Below are 15,756 nucleotides of genomic sequence, written 5' to 3' on the forward strand. Positions count from 1 at the left end.
ACCGCCACCGGCTTCTTCGATGCCACGCAGTTCCCCCCGTCGCCCTGGCGCTGTGGTCGACCACAGTGTAGGTCTCGGAGGTTTCCGAACTGTCCTCGTGACCTGGGTGTCGCCGTCGTGTCTGACGCTTTCTGGCGTCAATCAGCGGTCGTCTCTTGACGCCGCGTTTGGGAACGGTAACACTCCTGAAACGCACCCATGTGACGGTAGCCACTGCATCGCAGCAGAACGGCTGCTCCGCGCGCCACTACCCCCGACGCAGCGGGGTCGCCGACCCCCCTCCCTCCCAAAGATCCGACGGCACCGGCACAGGTCAGATTGTGAACGCTAACAAGTGAGATACCTGGAGGACGTTGTGCTCAAGAGATGGTCCGCAGCGGTCCTGGCCGGCGCGCTGGCGCTCGGCGCCCTCGCCGGCTGCGGCGGTGACAGCGCCGGCGACGGCGGTGGCGACGACAAGCTGGTCATGGGCTTCGCCCAGGTCGGCGCCGAGAGCGGCTGGCGCACGGCGAACACGAAGTCGATCCAGGATTCGGCCTCCAAGGCCGGGATCGAGCTCAAGTTCTTCGACGCGCAGGGCAAGCAGGAGAACCAGATCAAGGCGATCCGTAACTTCATCACCCAGCGGGTCGACGTGATCGCCTTCTCGCCGGTGGTCGAGTCCGGCTGGGGCCCCGTGCTCAAGGAGGCGAAGGACGCCAACATTCCGGTCATCCTGACCGACCGCGCCGTCGACACGCCGGACACCACCCTCTACAAGACCTTCATCGGCTCCGACTTCGTGCTCGAGGGCAAGAAGGCGGGCGAGTGGCTGGTCAAGGAGTACGAGGGCAAGACCGAGCCGGTCAACATCGTGGAGCTGCAGGGCACGCCCGGCGCCGCGCCGGCCAACGACCGCAAGGAGGGCTTCGGCGACGTCATCAAGGCCGACCCCAAGTTCAAGGTCATCGCCTCGCAGACCGGGCAGTTCACCCGCACCGACGGCAAGGAGGTCATGGAGGCCTTCCTGAAGGCGCACCCGGACATCGACGTGCTCTACGCGCACAACGACGACATGGGTCTCGGCGCGATCGAGGCGATCGAGGCGGCCGGCAAGAAGCCCGGCACCGACATCAAGATCATCACGGTCGACGCGGTCAAGGACGGCATGACCGCGCTCTCCCAGGGCAAGATCAACTTCATTGTGGAGTGCAGCCCGCTGCTCGGCCCACAGCTGATGGACCTGGCCAAGAAGGTCCACGCCGGTGAGACGATCGAGCCCCGGGTGCTGACCGAGGAGACCACCTTCAACCAGGAGCAGGCCACGGCCGCGCTGCCCACCCGGCAGTACTGAGCTCTGAGCTGACACCACCGCAAGCGCGGCACCGCCCCGGCCCCGCCGGCCGGGGCGGTGCCGCCCCAGAAGGAGCGAACGATGGGTGACCCGCCGATCCTGCAGATGATTGGCATCCGCAAGGCCTTCCCGGGCGTGGTCGCCCTGGACGGGGTTGACTTCTCCTTGCGGCCCGGCGAGGTGCACGCCCTGATGGGCGAGAACGGCGCCGGGAAGTCCACGCTGATCAAGGTGCTGACCGGGGTGTACGGCATCGACGCCGGCGACATCCGGCTGGACGGCGCCCCGGTGCGCTTCGGCGGGCCGCTGCAGGCACAGCACGCCGGGATCAGCACGGTGTACCAGGAGGTCAACCTCTGCGCCAACCTCTCGGTCGCCGAGAACATCTTCATCGGACGCGAACCGCGGCGCCTCGGCAAGATTCGCTGGGCCGAGATGCGCCGCCGCTCGGCCGCGCTGCTCGAGGGCCTCGACCTGCACCTCGACGTCACCGCGCCGCTGAGCGCGTACTCGCTGGCCATCCAGCAGATGGTCGCCATCGCCCGGGCCGTCGACGTCTCCGCCAAGGTGCTGATCCTGGACGAGCCCACCTCCAGCCTCGACGCCTCCGAGGTGGAACGCCTCTTCGAGGTGATGCGCCGGCTCAAGCGCGACGGCGTGGCGATCCTGTTCATCTCGCACTTCCTCGACCAGGTGTACGCCGTCGCCGACCGGATGACCGTGCTGCGCAACGGCCGGCTCATCGGCGAGTACGCCACCGCCGAGCTGACCCAGATGCAGCTGGTCACGAAGATGATCGGCAAGGAGCTGACGGTCCTCGAACGGCTCGAGGAGGAGCCGCGCACCGTCGCCGCTGGCGCGGCCGCCGAGCCGATCGCGCAGGCGCACCAGCTGGGTCGGTCCGGGGCGATCGCGCCCTTCGACCTGACCGTACGCGGCGGCGAGATCGTCGGGCTGGCCGGGCTGCTCGGCTCCGGGCGTACCGAAATGGCGCGGTTGTTCTTCGGCGCGGACCGCGCCGATCACGGCCGGCTGGAGATCGACGGCAGCCCGGTCACGCTGCGCACCCCGCGCGCGGCGATGCACCACGGCATCGCGTTCTCCTCGGAGAACCGCCGCACTGAGGGCGTCGTCGCCGAGCTCAGCGTCCGGGAGAACATCATCCTGGCGATGCAGGCGGCCCGCGGCTGGTCCCGGCCGATACCCCGGCGCAGGCAGGACGAGCTGGTCGCCCGCTACATCGAGGCCCTGGGCATCCGGCCCGCCGACCCGGAGCTCGCGGTCCGCGACCTGTCCGGCGGCAACCAGCAGAAGGTGCTGCTGGCCCGCTGGCTGATCACCGAGCCGCGGCTGCTCATCGTGGACGAGCCGACCCGCGGCATCGACGTCGGCGCGAAGGCCGAGATCCAGCGGCTGCTGGTCGAGCTCGCCGACGGCGGCATGGCGGTGCTGTTCGTCAGCGCCGAGCTCGAGGAGGTGCTCCGGCTCAGCCACAAGATCGAGGTGCTGCGCGAGCGGCAGCTGGTCGAGGAGCTCGACAACACGGGCGACGGCGTCGACGCCGACCGGGTCATGCAGGCCATCGCGAGCGGAGCCGACCAATGAGCAACCTGACCCGGCACCGGCTGTTCTGGCCCGCCGCCGTCCTCGTGCTGCTGCTGGCCAGCAACGTCTTCTTCGCGCCCCGGTTCTTCACCATCACCCTGCAGGACGGCCACCTGTACGGCTCGCTGATCGACATCCTGCGCTCGGCGACGCCCCTCGCCCTGGTCGCGCTCGGCATGACCATGGTCATCGCCACCGGCGGCATCGACCTGTCGCTCGGGTCGATCATGGCGATCTCCGGCGCCCTCGCCTGCCTGATCATCGGGGACCTGCCCGACCAGAACAGCGTCGGCGGCGTGCTGATCGCGGTCGGCGTCGCCCTGGTCTTGTCGGCGGCGCTCGGCGTCTGGAACGGCGTGCTGGTCTCGGTGATCGGGATCCAGCCCATCATCGCGACCCTGATCCTGATGGTGGCCGGCCGCGGCATCGCCCAGCTGATCACCGACGGTCAGATCATCAACGTCACCTCGGCGCCGTACCGGGTGATCGGCGCCGGCTACCTCCTCGGCATCCCGGTCTCGGTGATCATCGTCGCGGTCGTGGTGGCGGCCGCGATGCTGCTGGTACGCCGCTCGGCGCTCGGCGTGCTGATCGAGAGTGTCGGCGCCAGCCCGACCGCGAGCCGGCTCGCCGGCATCCGCGCGCGCGGGCTCACGATCACCGTGTACGTCTTCGCCGCGTTCTGCGCGGGCATCGCGGGCCTGATCTTCAGCTCCAACGTGGCCAGCGCCGACAGCAACGCGGCCGGCAACCTCATCGAGCTCGACGCGATCCTGGCCGTGGTCATCGGCGGCACCGCGCTGACCGGTGGCCGGTTCTCCATCGCGGGCAGCGTGCTCGGCGCCGTGCTGATCTCGGCGCTGGACATCACCACCTACACGATCGGCGTGCCGGCCGAGACCACGCTGCTGTTCAAGGCCGTCGTGGTCGTCGTGCTCTGCCTGAGCCAGTCCGCCGCCTTCCGCGCCGCGGTGTTCCGCCGCCGCGCCGTCGCACCCGCCACTCCCGCAGCCGAGGTCTCCGCATGATCGACATCAGCGCGCCGCCCCAGTCCGAGACCGCCGCGGTCACCCCGCGCCGGCGGCGCGGGCTCGACCGGCGGCACATCCCGGTCCTGGCCACCCTGGGCCTGCTCGCCTTCATGTACGGCCTGGGCGTGGTCAACTACGACAACTTCTCGGACACCCAGGTCTTCCTGAACATCTTCGTCGACAACGCGTTCCTGCTGGTCGTGGCGGCCGGGATGACGTTCGTGATCCTCACCGGCGGCATCGACCTCTCGGTCGGCGCGGTGGTCGCCCTGACCACGGTGGTCGCCGCGACGCTGCTGAACGCCGGCTGGCCCGCGGTCGTGGTGCTGCCGCTGGTGCTGCTCATGGGCACGTCGATGGGGCTCGGCATGGGCGCGGTCATCCACTACTTCAAGGTGGAGCCGTTCATCGCGACGCTGGCCGGCATGTTCCTGGCCCGCGGGTTGTCGCTGCTGATCAACCGCAACTCCATCCCGATCACCGACCCGTTCTGGACGGCGATGGCGCAGGACCGGATCCGGTTCGGCCCCGGCATCTTCATCTCCTACAGCGTGGTGATCGCCCTGGTGGTGGTGCTGATCGGGGCGTACGTGCTGGCGTACACGCGCTTCGGCCGCACGGTGTACGCGATCGGCGGCAACGCCGACTCGGCGCTGCTGATGGGCCTGCCGGTGGGCCGCACCCGGATCGCCGTCTACACCGTCAGCGGGTTCTGCTCGTCGCTGGGCGGGGTGCTGCTCAGCTTCTACATGCTCTCCGGCTACAGCCTGCACGCGCAGGGCATGGAGCTGGACGCCATCGCGGCCGTCGTCATCGGCGGCACGATCCTGACCGGCGGGTCCGGCTACCTGCTCGGCACGGTCCTCGGCGTGATGGTGCTCGGCATGATTCAGACCATCATCGCGTTCCAGGGTGACCTCAGTTCCTGGTGGACGAAGATCGTGATCGGCATCCTGCTCTTCGCGTTCATCGTCCTGCAGCGCCTCGTGACCAGACGCACGACCTGACCGCGAGCGCGCGGAAACGCCCGGCGGCCGTCGCCCCGCCGGGCGTTTCGCCGCGGTGTCGTCCGTTTCGCCGCAGTGCCGTCCGTTTCGGGTGGGGCCCGAGGGCAGACGGCAGGGGCCGCGGCGTGGACAATCGCCCGCGTGGATGTCCCCGAACTGCTGCGCCAGGCGGCCCGGCAGGTCCCCGCGGCCCTGGCCGTCGGCGACCTGGAGGGCTACCTCGCGCAGGGTGAGTGGGAGACCGCGCTGGACGTGCTGCTGGACCTCGGCGACGCCTACCCGGCGACGACCTCGTTCTGGCGCACGCTCGGCGACGCCGCGCACGGCATGCGGCTGGACCGCAGCGCCGCGTGGTGCGCCTGGCGCCGGCGCGAGGCGCTGCACGGCGTCATCCGGGCCGAGCTGCGCCTGCTGCCCGGCGCCCGCCGGTCCCCGCTACCCGGCGCCGGCCGGGTGCGCGCGCTGTGGAACATCGGCCTGGTCACCCCGGCCGGCGAGCCCGGCCTCGCGGTCGCGCTCATCTGGGTCGAGTACGCGCCGGACCTGCCGCCGGACGGCCGCGGCTCGGTGCGGCTGGCGCCGCTGACCGCGGCCAGCTGGCGGCACCTGGGGCCGGGCGACCCGATCACCATGCACGAGGGCCACGCGGTCTGCGGCGCGGCAGTCATCACCGAGGCGGTGTTCCCGGCGGTCGCGGGCCACCGGCGGCCGGGCCGGCCCGCGGCGCCGTGAGCGCGCCTCACGGGCGGCCGGAGACCACCCGGTCCCGGCCGGCCCGCTTGGCCGCGTACAGGTGCCGGTCCGCGTGCGCCAGCAGCCCGGCCGCGGTGACCGGGTCCGCCGAGGTGACCGTCACGCCGATGCTGGCGGTCACCGGCAGGGCGCCGGCGATCGGCGCCCAGTCGTGCCCGCGTACGCGGTCGCACAGCTCGGTGCACCGCCGCACCGCCTCGGCCAGCCCGGTGCCCGGCAGGACCAGCAGGAACTCCTCGCCGCCGAGGCGGGCCGCGAAGGCCGGCTCCGGCGTGGCCTCGGTGAGCAGCCGGCCCAGCTGCTGCAGCACCAGGTCGCCGGCGTCGTGCGAGAGGGTGTCGTTGATCCGCTTGAAGTGGTCGAGGTCGACGATCGCCGCGGCCAGCGGCCGGTGCCGGGCCACCGCCTCACCCAGCAGCGCGGGCAGCCGGGCGTCGGCGTAGCGCCGGTTGTGCAGGCCGGTCAGCGCGTCGCGGTGGGCCAGCTCGCGGAAGTGCTCGCCGAGCCGCCGGGCCTCCGTCGCCTCGAACACCGCCTGCAGCGTGCGGGCCTGCGCGTCGCGCTGCGCGGACTGCTGCTCCATGAAGAACCGGTGGAACTCGACGTGCGCCTCGTAGGCCTCGCGGTGCCGGCCCATCGCGGCGAGGAGCAGGGCCTGCTGCTCGAGCCGGGCGGCCTCGGCGCGGCGCAGGTCGCGCTCGCCCGCCAGCCGCCGGGCGTGGTCGAGGTCGGCCTGCGCGTCGGCGAAGCGCCCGGCGAGCCGGTGCGCCTCGTTCAGGGTCAGCAGGGCCTCCGGCAGCGTCGCGCTGGTGCTGTGCACGGACTCCTGCTCGCGGACGAGCGGGCGCAGGATCTCCTCGACCGCCGGGTAGTCACCCTCCGCCAGCCGTACCTGGGCCATGGTGATCAACTGCGGGCCGTCCAGCGGGATGCCGCTGCGGTCGTGCAGCTCGGCCAGCTGCGCGATCGCGGCCGCGGCGGCCTCCAGGTCGCTCTCGTGGTTGGCGAGGTTCGCCAGGTTGCCGAGGATCATCAGCATCTGCTGCTCGTCGCCCATGGTCGCGGCGAGGTCGAGGGCCTCGCGGTAGCGCCGGGTCGCCTCGTCGGGCGAGCCGCTGTCGCCCAGCACGACGGCGAGCGTCATCAGGTGCCGGACCCGGATCGCCGGCGGGTCGTCGTCGGTCAGGTGCGCGACCGCCTGCACGGCGTTGCCGAGCGCGCCTGCCAGGTCGCCGATGTAGTAGTGGAAGTGCGTCAGCGTGCGGTGGCTGCAGGCCAGCACGTACGCGTCCTCGTGCTGCACCGCCCAGGCGTTGACCTGCTGGGCGAGCGTGCCGCCCTCGGCCGTGCGGCCCTCGCGCAGGGCGGCGTCCGCGCGGATCAGCCGGGCCCGGGCGGCGGTCCGCTCGTCGCCGTCGCGCTCCAGCGCGGCGGCCGCCGCGGCGGTCGCCCGGAAGTCGCTCACCGGCCGCAGCTCGAGTTCCGCGACCTCGATGTTCACAAATAGCAATCTAACGGACATGGGACCGCGCGCGGGCGCGAACCTTCGCCTCGGCGCGTCAATCCAGCTTGACGATGTCGCGGCCGAGCGGCCAGAACGCGACCGGCACCAGCTTGAAGTTCGCGATGCCGAACGGGATCCCGATGATCGTGAGGCACAGGGCGACGCCGGCGGTGAGGTGGGTCAGCGCCAGCCACCAGCCCGCGACGACCACCCAGAGCACATTGGCCAGTCCGGAGGCGACCCCGGCGTCCGGCCGGCTGACGACCGTGTGCCCGAACGGCCACAGCGAGTACCGGGCCAGCCGCAGCGCGGCGACGCCGAACGGGATGGTCACGATCAGCAGGAAGCAGACCAGCGCCGCCAGGCCGTAGCCGATGGCCAGCAGGAAGCCGCTGCCGAAGACGAACCAGAGGATGTTCACGATCAGGCGCACCCGTCCATCATGGCCGCCGCGCGCCAGTCCACTGCGCACTTTCGTACGGTCCGAAAAAAAGTTTCGGCCAGAGATCGAGAAGTTTCTCTTTATCGAGCCTTTCCTTTATCCGGTCGGCTGGGTTAGCGTCGCCTGACGTAACACGAATGACACATCGTGTTAGCGAGACACGCGTCTATGCCTTGGTCGTGGCGGTCATGGGGAGGGTCGCGCATGCGTACCGGAATCTGGTTGGTCGGTGCCCGCGGCTCCGTCGCCGTCACCTCCATCGTCGGTGCCGCGGCGCTGCGCGCCCGCCTCGTCCCGCCGACCGGCTGCGTCACCGAGCTGCCGGCGCTGCGCGGCCCGGCCCTGCCCGGCTGGTCCGACCTGGTCTTCGGCGGGCACGACATCGTCACCACCCCCGTGCTGAAGAAGGCCGACGCGCTCGCCGCCGCCGGGGTGCTGCCGGGCCGGCTCGTCGTCGCGCTCGCCGACGAGCTCGCGGCGGTCGAGACCGAGCTGCGGCCGCTGCCGGCCGGCGAGACGCAGGCCGCGACCGCGCGGCGGATCTCGGCGGACCTGCGCGACTTCCGCGACCGCAACGCCCTCGACCGGGTGGTGGTCGTCAACGTGTCCACCACCGAGCCGGCCGCCGCGCCGCACCCCGCGCACGCCGGGCTCGCCGAGCTGACCGCCGCCCTGGCCGGGCCGACGCCGGTGCTGCCGCCGAGCGCGCTCGCCGCGTACGCGGCCTTCGCCGCCGGCTGCTCCTTCATCGACTTCACCCCGTCGACCGGCGCGCGGCTGCCGGCCCTGGCCGAGCTCGCCCGGGCGCAGGCCGTCCCGTACGCGGGCAACGACGGCAAGACCGGCGAGACCCTGGTCAAGTCGGTGCTCGCGCCCATGTTCGCGCTGCGCAACCTGCGGGTCCGCAGCTGGTCCGGCCTCAACCTGCTCGGCGGCGGCGACGGCGCCAACCTGGCCGACCCGGCCGCCAACGCCGCCAAGGTCTCCAGCAAGCAGCGGGTGCTCGGCGACGCGCTCGGATACCAGCCGGAGGGCACCAGCCGGATCGACTACGTGGCGGAGATCGGCGACTTCAAGACCGCCTGGGACCTGATCACGTTCGAGGGCTTCCTCGGCACCGGCATGCGGATGGAGTTCAGCTGGCACGGCTGCGACTCCGCCCTCGCCGCGCCGCTCGTGCTCGACCTGGCCCGGCTCACCGCGGCCGCGCACCGCGCCGGGCGCAGCGGCCCGCTGCCCGAACTCGGCTTCTTCTTCAAGGATCCGCTCGGCGACGGACCCTCGGCCCTGGCGGAACAGTGGGCCGCCCTCGCGGCGTTCACGGCCGGGCTGGCGTCGTGAAGTCGCCGTTGCGAACCCTCGCCGAGCTGGTCCGCGCCCCGGCCGCGCTCTCCGTGCCCGGCGACGCGGTGGCCGGCGCCGCCGCGGCCGGCTCGCTCGGCCCGCGCACCGCCGGCCTGGCCGGCGCCGGGGTCTGCCTCTACTGGGCCGGGATGGCCGCCAACGACTGGGCCGACCGCGACCTCGACGCCACCGAGCGCCCGGAACGCCCGATACCGTCCGGCCGGATCTCCGCGCCCGCCGCGCTCGGCATCGCCGCCGGGCTCACCGCCGCCGGCCTCGCCCTCGCCGCCCGGTCCGGCGGCGCCCGCGCCCTGGCCGTGGCCGGGCCGCTGGCCGCCGCGGTCTGGGCATACGACCTGCGCCTGAAGAACACCGCGGCCGGGCCCGCCGGGATGGCCGCCTGCCGCGCCCTGGACGTGCTGCTCGGCGCCAGCACCGGCCGCACGGTACGCGCGCTGCCGGCCGCACTCGCCGTCGCGGCGCACACCTACACGGTCACCGAGCTGTCCCGTCGCGAGGTCGCCGGCGTCGCCTCCGCCCGGCTGCCCGCGGCCACCCTGGCCGGGACCGCCGCGCTGGCCGCCGCGGTCGCCGCGCGCGGCGGCACCGTCACCGCCGTCCTCGCCGTCGAGTACGCCACCAGCTACGGCCGCGCGCAGGCCCGGCTGCTCACCGACCCCGCACCGCCGCGGGTACGCGCCGCCGTCGGCGCCGGCATCACCGCCCTGCCCGCGCTGCAGGGCGCGCTCACCGCCCGGGCCGGCCGCACCTGGGCCGGGCTCGCGGTCGCGGCGGCCGCACCGCTGGCCCGGCGCCTCGCCCGCAAGGTCTCGCCCACATGACCGCCCTGCGGTACGGCTACGGCACCAACGGCTTCGCCAACCACCGGCTCGGCGACGCCCTCACCGTCATCGCCGGGCTCGGCTACACCGGCGTCGCGCTCACCCTCGACCACGACCACCTCGACCCGTTCGCGCCGGGCCTGGCCCGGCGGGTCGCCGAGGTCGCCGACCGGCTCCGCGACCTCGGCCTCGCCGTCGTCGTCGAGACCGGCGCCCGGTACCTGCTCGACCCCTGGCGCAAGCACGCGCCGACGCTGCTGCACGACGACCGCAAGCTGCGGCTCGAATTCCTGCACCGGGCGGTCGCGGTCGGCGCTGACCTCGGCGCCGAGGCGGTCTCCTTCTGGTCCGGCGTACGGCCGGACGGCGTCGACGACCGCACCGCCTGGGGCCGGCTGGTCGACGGCTGCGCCGAAGTCACCGCCGCGGCGCAGGCGGCCGGGGTGCCGCTCGGGTTCGAGCCCGAGCCCGGGATGGAGGTCGCGGACCTCGCCGGCTGGCGCCGCCTGCGCGCCGACCTGGGCGAACCCGCGATGTTCGGCCTCACCCTGGACATCGGGCACTGCCGCTGCCTCGAGCCGCTGCCCGTGCCGCAGTGCGTGGCCGAGGTCGCGCCGCACCTGGTCAACGTGCAGATCGACGACATGCGCCGCGGCGTGCACGAGCACCTCGAGTTCGGCGCCGGTGAGATCGACTTCCCGCCTGTACTGCGGGCGCTGATCGACGGCGGCTACCGCGGCCTGGTCGCCGTCGAACTGCCCCGGCATTCGCACGCGGCCCCGACGGTCGCCCGCGAATCGCTGGCGTTCCTACGAGCCGCCGAGGAGGGGTTGTGATCGACGACCTGCGCAGCGCGCTTGCCGGCGTACCGGAAAAGGATTGGCTCGAGGACGCGCTGGCCCGGGTCCGCGACGACCCGGAGCAGCTGGCCCCCCTGTTCGCGCGGGCCGAGCGCAGGCTCGGCCGGGAGCCGTTGTTCCCGGACAGCGGATGGACCGCCGGGCGGGCCGGGCGGGTGCTGCTGCTGGTGGAGGTGGCCGACCCCGCCCGGACCACGAACCTGTACCAGCAGGGCGACACCGCCGAGCGGCTCGCCGTGCTCGCCGCGCTGCCGCTGCTGGAGGTCGGCCCCGAGCTGGTGCCGCTGCTGCACGACGCGCTGCGCACCAACGACGCGCGGCTGGTCGCCGCGGCGCTCGGCCCGTACGCGGCGCACCTCGACGCCGCGTCCTGGCGCCAGGGCGTCGTCAAGTGCGTGTTCATGGGCATCCCGCTGAGCGCCGTCGACCGCCTCGACGACCGCGCCGACGCGGAGCTCGCCACCATGCTCGGCGCGCTCGCCCAGGAGCGCGCCGCCGCCGACCGGCGGATGCCGCCGGACGCCCTCGCGCTGCTCAACCGGCTCACCGTCGCGAAGAACTCGAGGAGGCAGGGCTGATGCGCATCTTCGACCCGCACATCCACATGAGCTCCCGGACCACCGACGACTACCGCGCGATGGCCGCGAACGGCGTGCAGGCCGTGGTGGAGCCGGCGTTCTGGCTCGGGCAGCCGCGCACCAACGCCGGGTCGTTCGCCGACTACTTCGACTCGCTGATCGGCTGGGAGCCGTACCGGGCGGCGCAGTTCGGCATCCGGCACCACGCCACCATCGCGCTGAACCCCAAGGAGGCCAACGACCCGCGCTGCCGCAGCGTGCTCAACCTGCTGCCGCGCTACCTCGACAAGGACGGCGTGGTGGCGGTCGGCGAGATCGGCTACGACTCGATGACGCCGGCCGAGGACGAGGCCTTCTCCGTGCAGCTCGCCCTGGCCGTCGAGTACGAGCTGCCGGCGCTCGTGCACACGCCGCACCGCGACAAGGCCGCCGGCACGAAGCGCACCCTCGACGTCGTCGCCGAGTCCGGCATCGAGCCGGGCCGGGTGGCGATCGACCACCTCAACGAGGTCACCGTCGGCCTGGTCCGCGACTCCGGCTGCTGGATGGGCTTCTCCATCTACCCGGAGACGAAGATGTCGCCGCAGCGGATGGTCGAGATCCTCAAGGCGTACGGCACCGAGCGGATGCTGGTGAACTCCGCCGCCGACTGGGGACACTCCGACCCGCTGCTGACCGTGGAGACCGGCCGGGAGCTGCTCGCGGCCGGGTTCACCGCCGACGAGGTCGACCGGGTGCTGTGGCGCAACCCGGTGGAGTTCTACGGCCAGTCCGGGCGCCTGGACCTGTCCAGCCCGCCGCCGGTCGCGACGTTCGCCGGCAGCTCCATCGCGCGGGGAGGCGGCTGATGCGGCTGCGGCACCCCGGCGGGCAGGTCGTGCACCTGTCCTACTGCACCAACGTGCACGCGGCCGAGGACTTCGCCGGGATCCTGGCGCAGCTGGACACGTACGCGGTGCCGATCCGCGACCGGCTCGGCGCCGACGTGCTCGGCCTCGGCCTGTGGCTCGCCGCCCCGGTGGCGGCCGGGCTCGCCGCGGACGTCGCCGGCCGCCAGCGGTTGCGGCGCGAGCTCGACGCGCGCGGGCTCGAGGTCGTCACCCTCAACGGGTTCCCGTACCAGGCGTTCCAGGCGCCGGTGGTCAAGCACGCCGTCTACCAGCCGGACTGGACCACCGCGCAGCGGCTCTCGTACACCCTCGACCTGGCCCGGGTGCTGAACGACCTGCTGCCGGCCGCCGCCGCGCGCGGATCGATCTCCACCCTGCCGCTCGCCTGGCGCGAACCGTGGGACGCCGACCGCTTCGACGCCTGCCGGCACCACCTCGACGAGCTGGCCCGCGCGCTGACGCTGTTCGACCGGGAGATCCGGGTCGCGTTCGAGCCCGAGCCCGGCTGCGTCATCGAGACGACGGCGCAGGCCGCGCGCCTGCTCGCCGGCGTGGACACCACCCGGCTCGGCGTCTGCCTCGACCTGGCACACCTCGCCTGCGCCTGGGAGGAGCCGCGCGACGCGCTGCGCAACCTGGCCGGCGCCGGGCTGCCGATCGTCAAGGTCCAGGTCTCGGCCGCGCTGGCCAGCGCCGACCCCCGCGCCGACGCCGCGGTGCTCGGCGAGTACGTCGAGCCGCGCTTCCTGCACCAGACCCGCGGCCCCAACGGCCTGTCCACCGACGACCTCGACGAGGCCCTCGCCGTGCCCGGCGGGCGCGATCAGCCCTGGCGGGTGCACTACCACGTGCCGCTGCACGCCCCGCCCGTGCCGCCGCTGCAGACCACCGTCGGCGTGCTCGCCGAGGCCCTCGCGCTGCTGGCCGGCGGCCCCGAGCCGCTCTGCGACCACTACGAGGTGGAGACGTACACCTGGAACGTGCTGCCGCCGACCTCGCGCCCCGGCAGCCCGGCCGAGCTGGCCTCGGGGATCGCCTCCGAACTCTTCTTCGCCCGGGCCCAGCTCACCGCGCTGGGTCTCACCGCTCATCAGGGGGTCACGCCGTGAAGCCCGTGGTCGTACTCGACGTCGTCGGCCTCACCCCGCGGCTGCTGGAGCACATGCCGCGCCTGTCCCGGCTCGCCGAGACCGGATTCCGCGCGCCGCTGGCAACCGTGCTGCCGGCCGTCACCTGCACGGTCCAGTCCACCTTCCTCACCGGCGAGCTGCCCGCCGGCCACGGCATCGTCGGCAACGGGTGGTACTTCCGCGACCTCGGCGAGGTGCTGCTGTGGCGCCAGCACAACGCGCTCGTCGGCGGCGAGAAGCTGTGGCACGCGGCCCGCTCGCGCGCCCCGGGCTACACGGTGGCCAACGTCTGCTGGTGGTACGCGATGGGCGCCGACGTCGACTGGACGGTCACGCCGCGGCCGGTCTACCACGCCGACGGCCGCAAGGACCCGGACTGCTACACCGATCCGCCGGCGCTGCACGACGAGCTCACCGCGAAGCTCGGCACGTTCCCGCTCTTCAGCTACTGGGGCGCCAACGCCGGCCTGCCGTCCTCCGCCTGGATCTGCCGGGCCGCCGAACAGATCATGGCGGACCACCGCCCGGACCTCACCCTGGTCTACGTGCCGCACCTCGACTACGACCTGCAGCGTTACGGGCCGTCCGCCCCGCAGGCCGCGGCGGCCGCGGCCGAGCTCGACGCGACCCTGGGCCCGCTGCTCGACGCGGCGGCGGCCCGCGGCGCCACCGTCGTCGTGCTGTCCGAGTACGGCATCACCGACGTGTCCCGCCCGGTCGACGTCAACCGGCTGCTGCGCGCCGAGGGCCTGCTGCGGGTGCACACCCAGGCCGGCATGGAGTACCTCGACCCGTGGACGTCCCGGGCGTTCGCCGTGGCCGACCACCAGATCGCCCACGTCTACGTCCGCGACCCCGCCGACGTGCCGGCCGTGGCGAAGCTCTGCGCGGCGCTGCCCGGCGTCGCCGAGGTCCTGGACTCGGGCGGCAAGGCCGCGCACGGGCTCGACCACGAGCGCGCCGGCGAACTGGTCCTGGTCGCCGAGCCGGACTCCTGGTTCACCTACTACTACTGGCTGGACGACGCGGCCGCGCCCGACTTCGCCCGGCTGGTGGAGATCCACCGCAAGCCCGGGTACGACCCCGCCGAGCTGTTCTTCGACCCGGCGGGCCCGGCGGCGGCGAAGGGCCGCGCCGGGCTGGCGCTGCTGCGCAAGAAGCTCGGCATGCGCTACCTGATGAGCGTCGTCGGTCTCGACGCCGGCGCCCGCGCGGTCCGCGGCTCGCACGGCCGGCTGCCGGCGGACCCGCGCGACGCGCCCGTGCTGATCTGCTCCGACCCGGCGCACGCCCGGGACGCCGTCGCCGCGACCGAGGTGAAGGACCTGCTGCTCACGCTCGCCGGGCTGCCGTCATGACCGTCGGCATGGCGCCGGAGACCGACGCGGCGGGCCTGGCCCGGCGCTGCGAGTCGGCGCTCATCCGCTACCTGGACCGGCAGCGCCCGCACTGGCCGGACGGCACCCCGGCGGGCGTGCTCGACGCCGTGCGGCGCTTCGTGCTCGCCGACGGCAAGCGCCTGCGCCCGATGTTCTGCTACTGGGGCTGGCGCGGCGCGGGCCAGCCGGACAGCCCGCAGATCGTCGTGGCCGCGGCCGCGCTCGAGCTGTTCCACGCCTTCGCCCTGATCCACGACGACATCATGGACAACAGCACCCTGCGGCGCGGCCAGCCGACCGTCCACCGCCACTTCGCGGACGTGCACACCCGGCACTCGTGGCGCGGCGAGGCCGTCCGGTACGGCCAGAGCGCGGCCCTGCTCTGCGGCGACCTCTGCGCCGCCTGGGCGGACCACATGCTGCACGAGTCGGGCCTGCCGGTCGAATGGATACACCGCGGCTACCGCCTCTTCACGGTGATGCGCACCGAGGTGATCGCCGGCCAGTACCTGGACCTGGTCTCGGGCGTCGGCGACGGCTCGGTGGCCGGCGCGCTCACGGTGATCCGGATGAAGGCGGCCCGCTACACGGTGACCCGCCCGCTGCAGATCGGCGCGGCCCTCGCCGGCGGCCCCGAGGCGCTGCAGGCCGCGCTGCAGGCGTTCGGCGACCCGCTCGGTGACGCGTTCCAGCTGCGCGACGACGTACTCGGCGTCTTCGGCGACCCGGCGGTCACCGGCAAGCCGGTCGTGGACGACCTGCGCGAGGGCAAGCCGACCGTGATGATCGCGATGGCCCGCGACCGCGCGGACCGGGCACAGTCCGCCCGCATCCGCGAGCTCTTCGGCGACCCGGCGCTGGACGACACGGGCGCCGCGGAGCTGCGCGCGATCATCACCGCGACCGGCGCCCGCCAGCGGATCGAGAGCCTGATCTCGCAGCGCGCCGCGGAGGCGACGGCGGCCCTGGCCGACGCGCCGCTGACCCCGGAGGCGCGGGCGGCCCTGGCGGGCCTGGCCTCGTCGGTAGTGGCCCGGCACCGCTGAGACTTGCGTCGG

The 15,756-nt window shown here is 73.4% G+C and carries 15 protein-coding genes; 13 read left to right on the plus strand and 2 right to left on the minus strand.

What is annotated here, in order from left to right:
- Window positions 1–355 precede the first annotated feature (355 nt).
- The 5 genes from ACIBSW_RS22925 (at window position 356) to ACIBSW_RS22945 (ending at window position 5,708) form a co-directional block, all read left to right on the plus strand.
- On the plus strand, window positions 356–1,333 hold the full coding sequence (locus ACIBSW_RS22925) for an ABC transporter substrate-binding protein (RefSeq protein ID WP_404799429.1): 978 nt from the start codon (window positions 356–358) through the stop codon (window positions 1,331–1,333).
- Between the two features lie 81 nt (window positions 1,334–1,414).
- Entirely contained in the window at window positions 1,415–2,938 is a 1,524-nt protein-coding gene (locus ACIBSW_RS22930; protein ID WP_354722162.1) for a sugar ABC transporter ATP-binding protein, read from the plus strand.
- Window positions 2,935–3,966, plus strand: a complete 1,032-nt coding sequence (locus tag ACIBSW_RS22935; protein ID WP_354722087.1) for an ABC transporter permease — start codon at window positions 2,935–2,937, stop codon at window positions 3,964–3,966. Before ACIBSW_RS22930 ends, ACIBSW_RS22935 begins: the two co-directional genes overlap by 4 nt.
- Window positions 3,963–4,976: a galactofuranose ABC transporter, permease protein YjfF gene (yjfF, locus tag ACIBSW_RS22940; RefSeq protein WP_354722088.1), complete on the plus strand. Its 1,014-nt coding sequence runs from the start codon at window positions 3,963–3,965 to the stop codon at window positions 4,974–4,976. The genes ACIBSW_RS22935 and yjfF overlap by 4 nt, the downstream gene beginning before the upstream one ends.
- A 141-nt stretch (window positions 4,977–5,117) precedes the next feature.
- Window positions 5,118–5,708, plus strand: a complete 591-nt coding sequence (locus ACIBSW_RS22945) for a hypothetical protein (protein ID WP_354722089.1) — start codon at window positions 5,118–5,120, stop codon at window positions 5,706–5,708.
- Between the two features lie 7 nt (window positions 5,709–5,715).
- Here the strand turns inward: ACIBSW_RS22945 and ACIBSW_RS22950 are convergent, their stop codons facing one another.
- Both ACIBSW_RS22950 and ACIBSW_RS22955 read right to left on the minus strand, forming a co-directional pair.
- Complete coding sequence (locus ACIBSW_RS22950) at window positions 5,716–7,230, minus strand: GGDEF domain-containing protein (RefSeq protein ID WP_354722090.1); 1,515 nt, start codon at window positions 7,228–7,230, stop codon at window positions 5,716–5,718.
- Between the two features lie 58 nt (window positions 7,231–7,288).
- Entirely contained in the window at window positions 7,289–7,660 is a 372-nt protein-coding gene (locus ACIBSW_RS22955) for a YccF domain-containing protein (protein WP_404799449.1), read from the minus strand.
- A 219-nt stretch (window positions 7,661–7,879) separates the two neighbouring features.
- On the opposite strand from ACIBSW_RS22955, the gene ACIBSW_RS22960 reads away from it, so the two are divergent.
- Genes ACIBSW_RS22960 through ACIBSW_RS22995 form a run of 8 tightly spaced genes read left to right on the plus strand, consistent with a single transcriptional unit; the run spans window position 7,880 to window position 15,744 of the window.
- On the plus strand, window positions 7,880–9,016 hold the full coding sequence (locus ACIBSW_RS22960) for an inositol-3-phosphate synthase (protein WP_354722092.1): 1,137 nt from the start codon (window positions 7,880–7,882) through the stop codon (window positions 9,014–9,016).
- Window positions 9,013–9,861, plus strand: a complete 849-nt coding sequence (locus ACIBSW_RS22965) for an SCO3242 family prenyltransferase (protein ID WP_354722093.1) — start codon at window positions 9,013–9,015, stop codon at window positions 9,859–9,861. The genes ACIBSW_RS22960 and ACIBSW_RS22965 overlap by 4 nt, the downstream gene beginning before the upstream one ends.
- On the plus strand, window positions 9,858–10,697 hold the full coding sequence (locus ACIBSW_RS22970; protein WP_354722094.1) for a sugar phosphate isomerase/epimerase family protein: 840 nt from the start codon (window positions 9,858–9,860) through the stop codon (window positions 10,695–10,697). Before ACIBSW_RS22965 ends, ACIBSW_RS22970 begins: the two co-directional genes overlap by 4 nt.
- On the plus strand, window positions 10,694–11,299 hold the full coding sequence (locus ACIBSW_RS22975; RefSeq protein ID WP_354722095.1) for an EboA domain-containing protein: 606 nt from the start codon (window positions 10,694–10,696) through the stop codon (window positions 11,297–11,299). Before ACIBSW_RS22970 ends, ACIBSW_RS22975 begins: the two co-directional genes overlap by 4 nt.
- Complete coding sequence (locus tag ACIBSW_RS22980; protein ID WP_354722096.1) at window positions 11,299–12,147, plus strand: TatD family hydrolase; 849 nt, start codon at window positions 11,299–11,301, stop codon at window positions 12,145–12,147. Before ACIBSW_RS22975 ends, ACIBSW_RS22980 begins: the two co-directional genes overlap by 1 nt.
- Window positions 12,147–13,298 (plus strand): metabolite traffic protein EboE, encoded by a 1,152-nt coding sequence (gene eboE, locus ACIBSW_RS22985; protein WP_354722097.1) that lies wholly within the window; start codon window positions 12,147–12,149, stop codon window positions 13,296–13,298. Before ACIBSW_RS22980 ends, eboE begins: the two co-directional genes overlap by 1 nt.
- Window positions 13,295–14,677, plus strand: coding sequence for a nucleotide pyrophosphatase/phosphodiesterase family protein (locus ACIBSW_RS22990; RefSeq protein WP_354722098.1), 1,383 nt, complete (start codon window positions 13,295–13,297; stop codon window positions 14,675–14,677). The genes eboE and ACIBSW_RS22990 overlap by 4 nt, the downstream gene beginning before the upstream one ends.
- On the plus strand, window positions 14,674–15,744 hold the full coding sequence (locus tag ACIBSW_RS22995) for a polyprenyl synthetase family protein (protein WP_354722099.1): 1,071 nt from the start codon (window positions 14,674–14,676) through the stop codon (window positions 15,742–15,744). The genes ACIBSW_RS22990 and ACIBSW_RS22995 overlap by 4 nt, the downstream gene beginning before the upstream one ends.
- Window positions 15,745–15,756 lie beyond the last annotated feature (12 nt).

This window comes from Actinoplanes sp. NPDC049668 (assembly GCF_044465445.1).
Classification (GTDB): Bacteria; Actinomycetota; Actinomycetes; order Mycobacteriales; family Micromonosporaceae; genus Actinoplanes.

Coding starts and splice junctions, on each gene's coding strand:
- ACIBSW_RS22960 (WP_354722092.1), top strand. CDS start 7,880: ATGCGTACCGGAATCTGGTTGGTCGGTGCCCGCGGCTCCGTCGCCGTC.
- ACIBSW_RS22930 (WP_354722162.1), top strand. CDS start 1,415: ATGGGTGACCCGCCGATCCTGCAGATGATTGGCATCCGCAAGGCCTTC.
- ACIBSW_RS22935 (WP_354722087.1), top strand. CDS start 2,935: ATGAGCAACCTGACCCGGCACCGGCTGTTCTGGCCCGCCGCCGTCCTC.
- ACIBSW_RS22980 (WP_354722096.1), top strand. CDS start 11,299: ATGCGCATCTTCGACCCGCACATCCACATGAGCTCCCGGACCACCGAC.
- eboE (WP_354722097.1), top strand. CDS start 12,147: ATGCGGCTGCGGCACCCCGGCGGGCAGGTCGTGCACCTGTCCTACTGC.
- ACIBSW_RS22995 (WP_354722099.1), top strand. CDS start 14,674: ATGACCGTCGGCATGGCGCCGGAGACCGACGCGGCGGGCCTGGCCCGG.
- yjfF (WP_354722088.1), top strand. CDS start 3,963: ATGATCGACATCAGCGCGCCGCCCCAGTCCGAGACCGCCGCGGTCACC.
- ACIBSW_RS22970 (WP_354722094.1), top strand. CDS start 9,858: ATGACCGCCCTGCGGTACGGCTACGGCACCAACGGCTTCGCCAACCAC.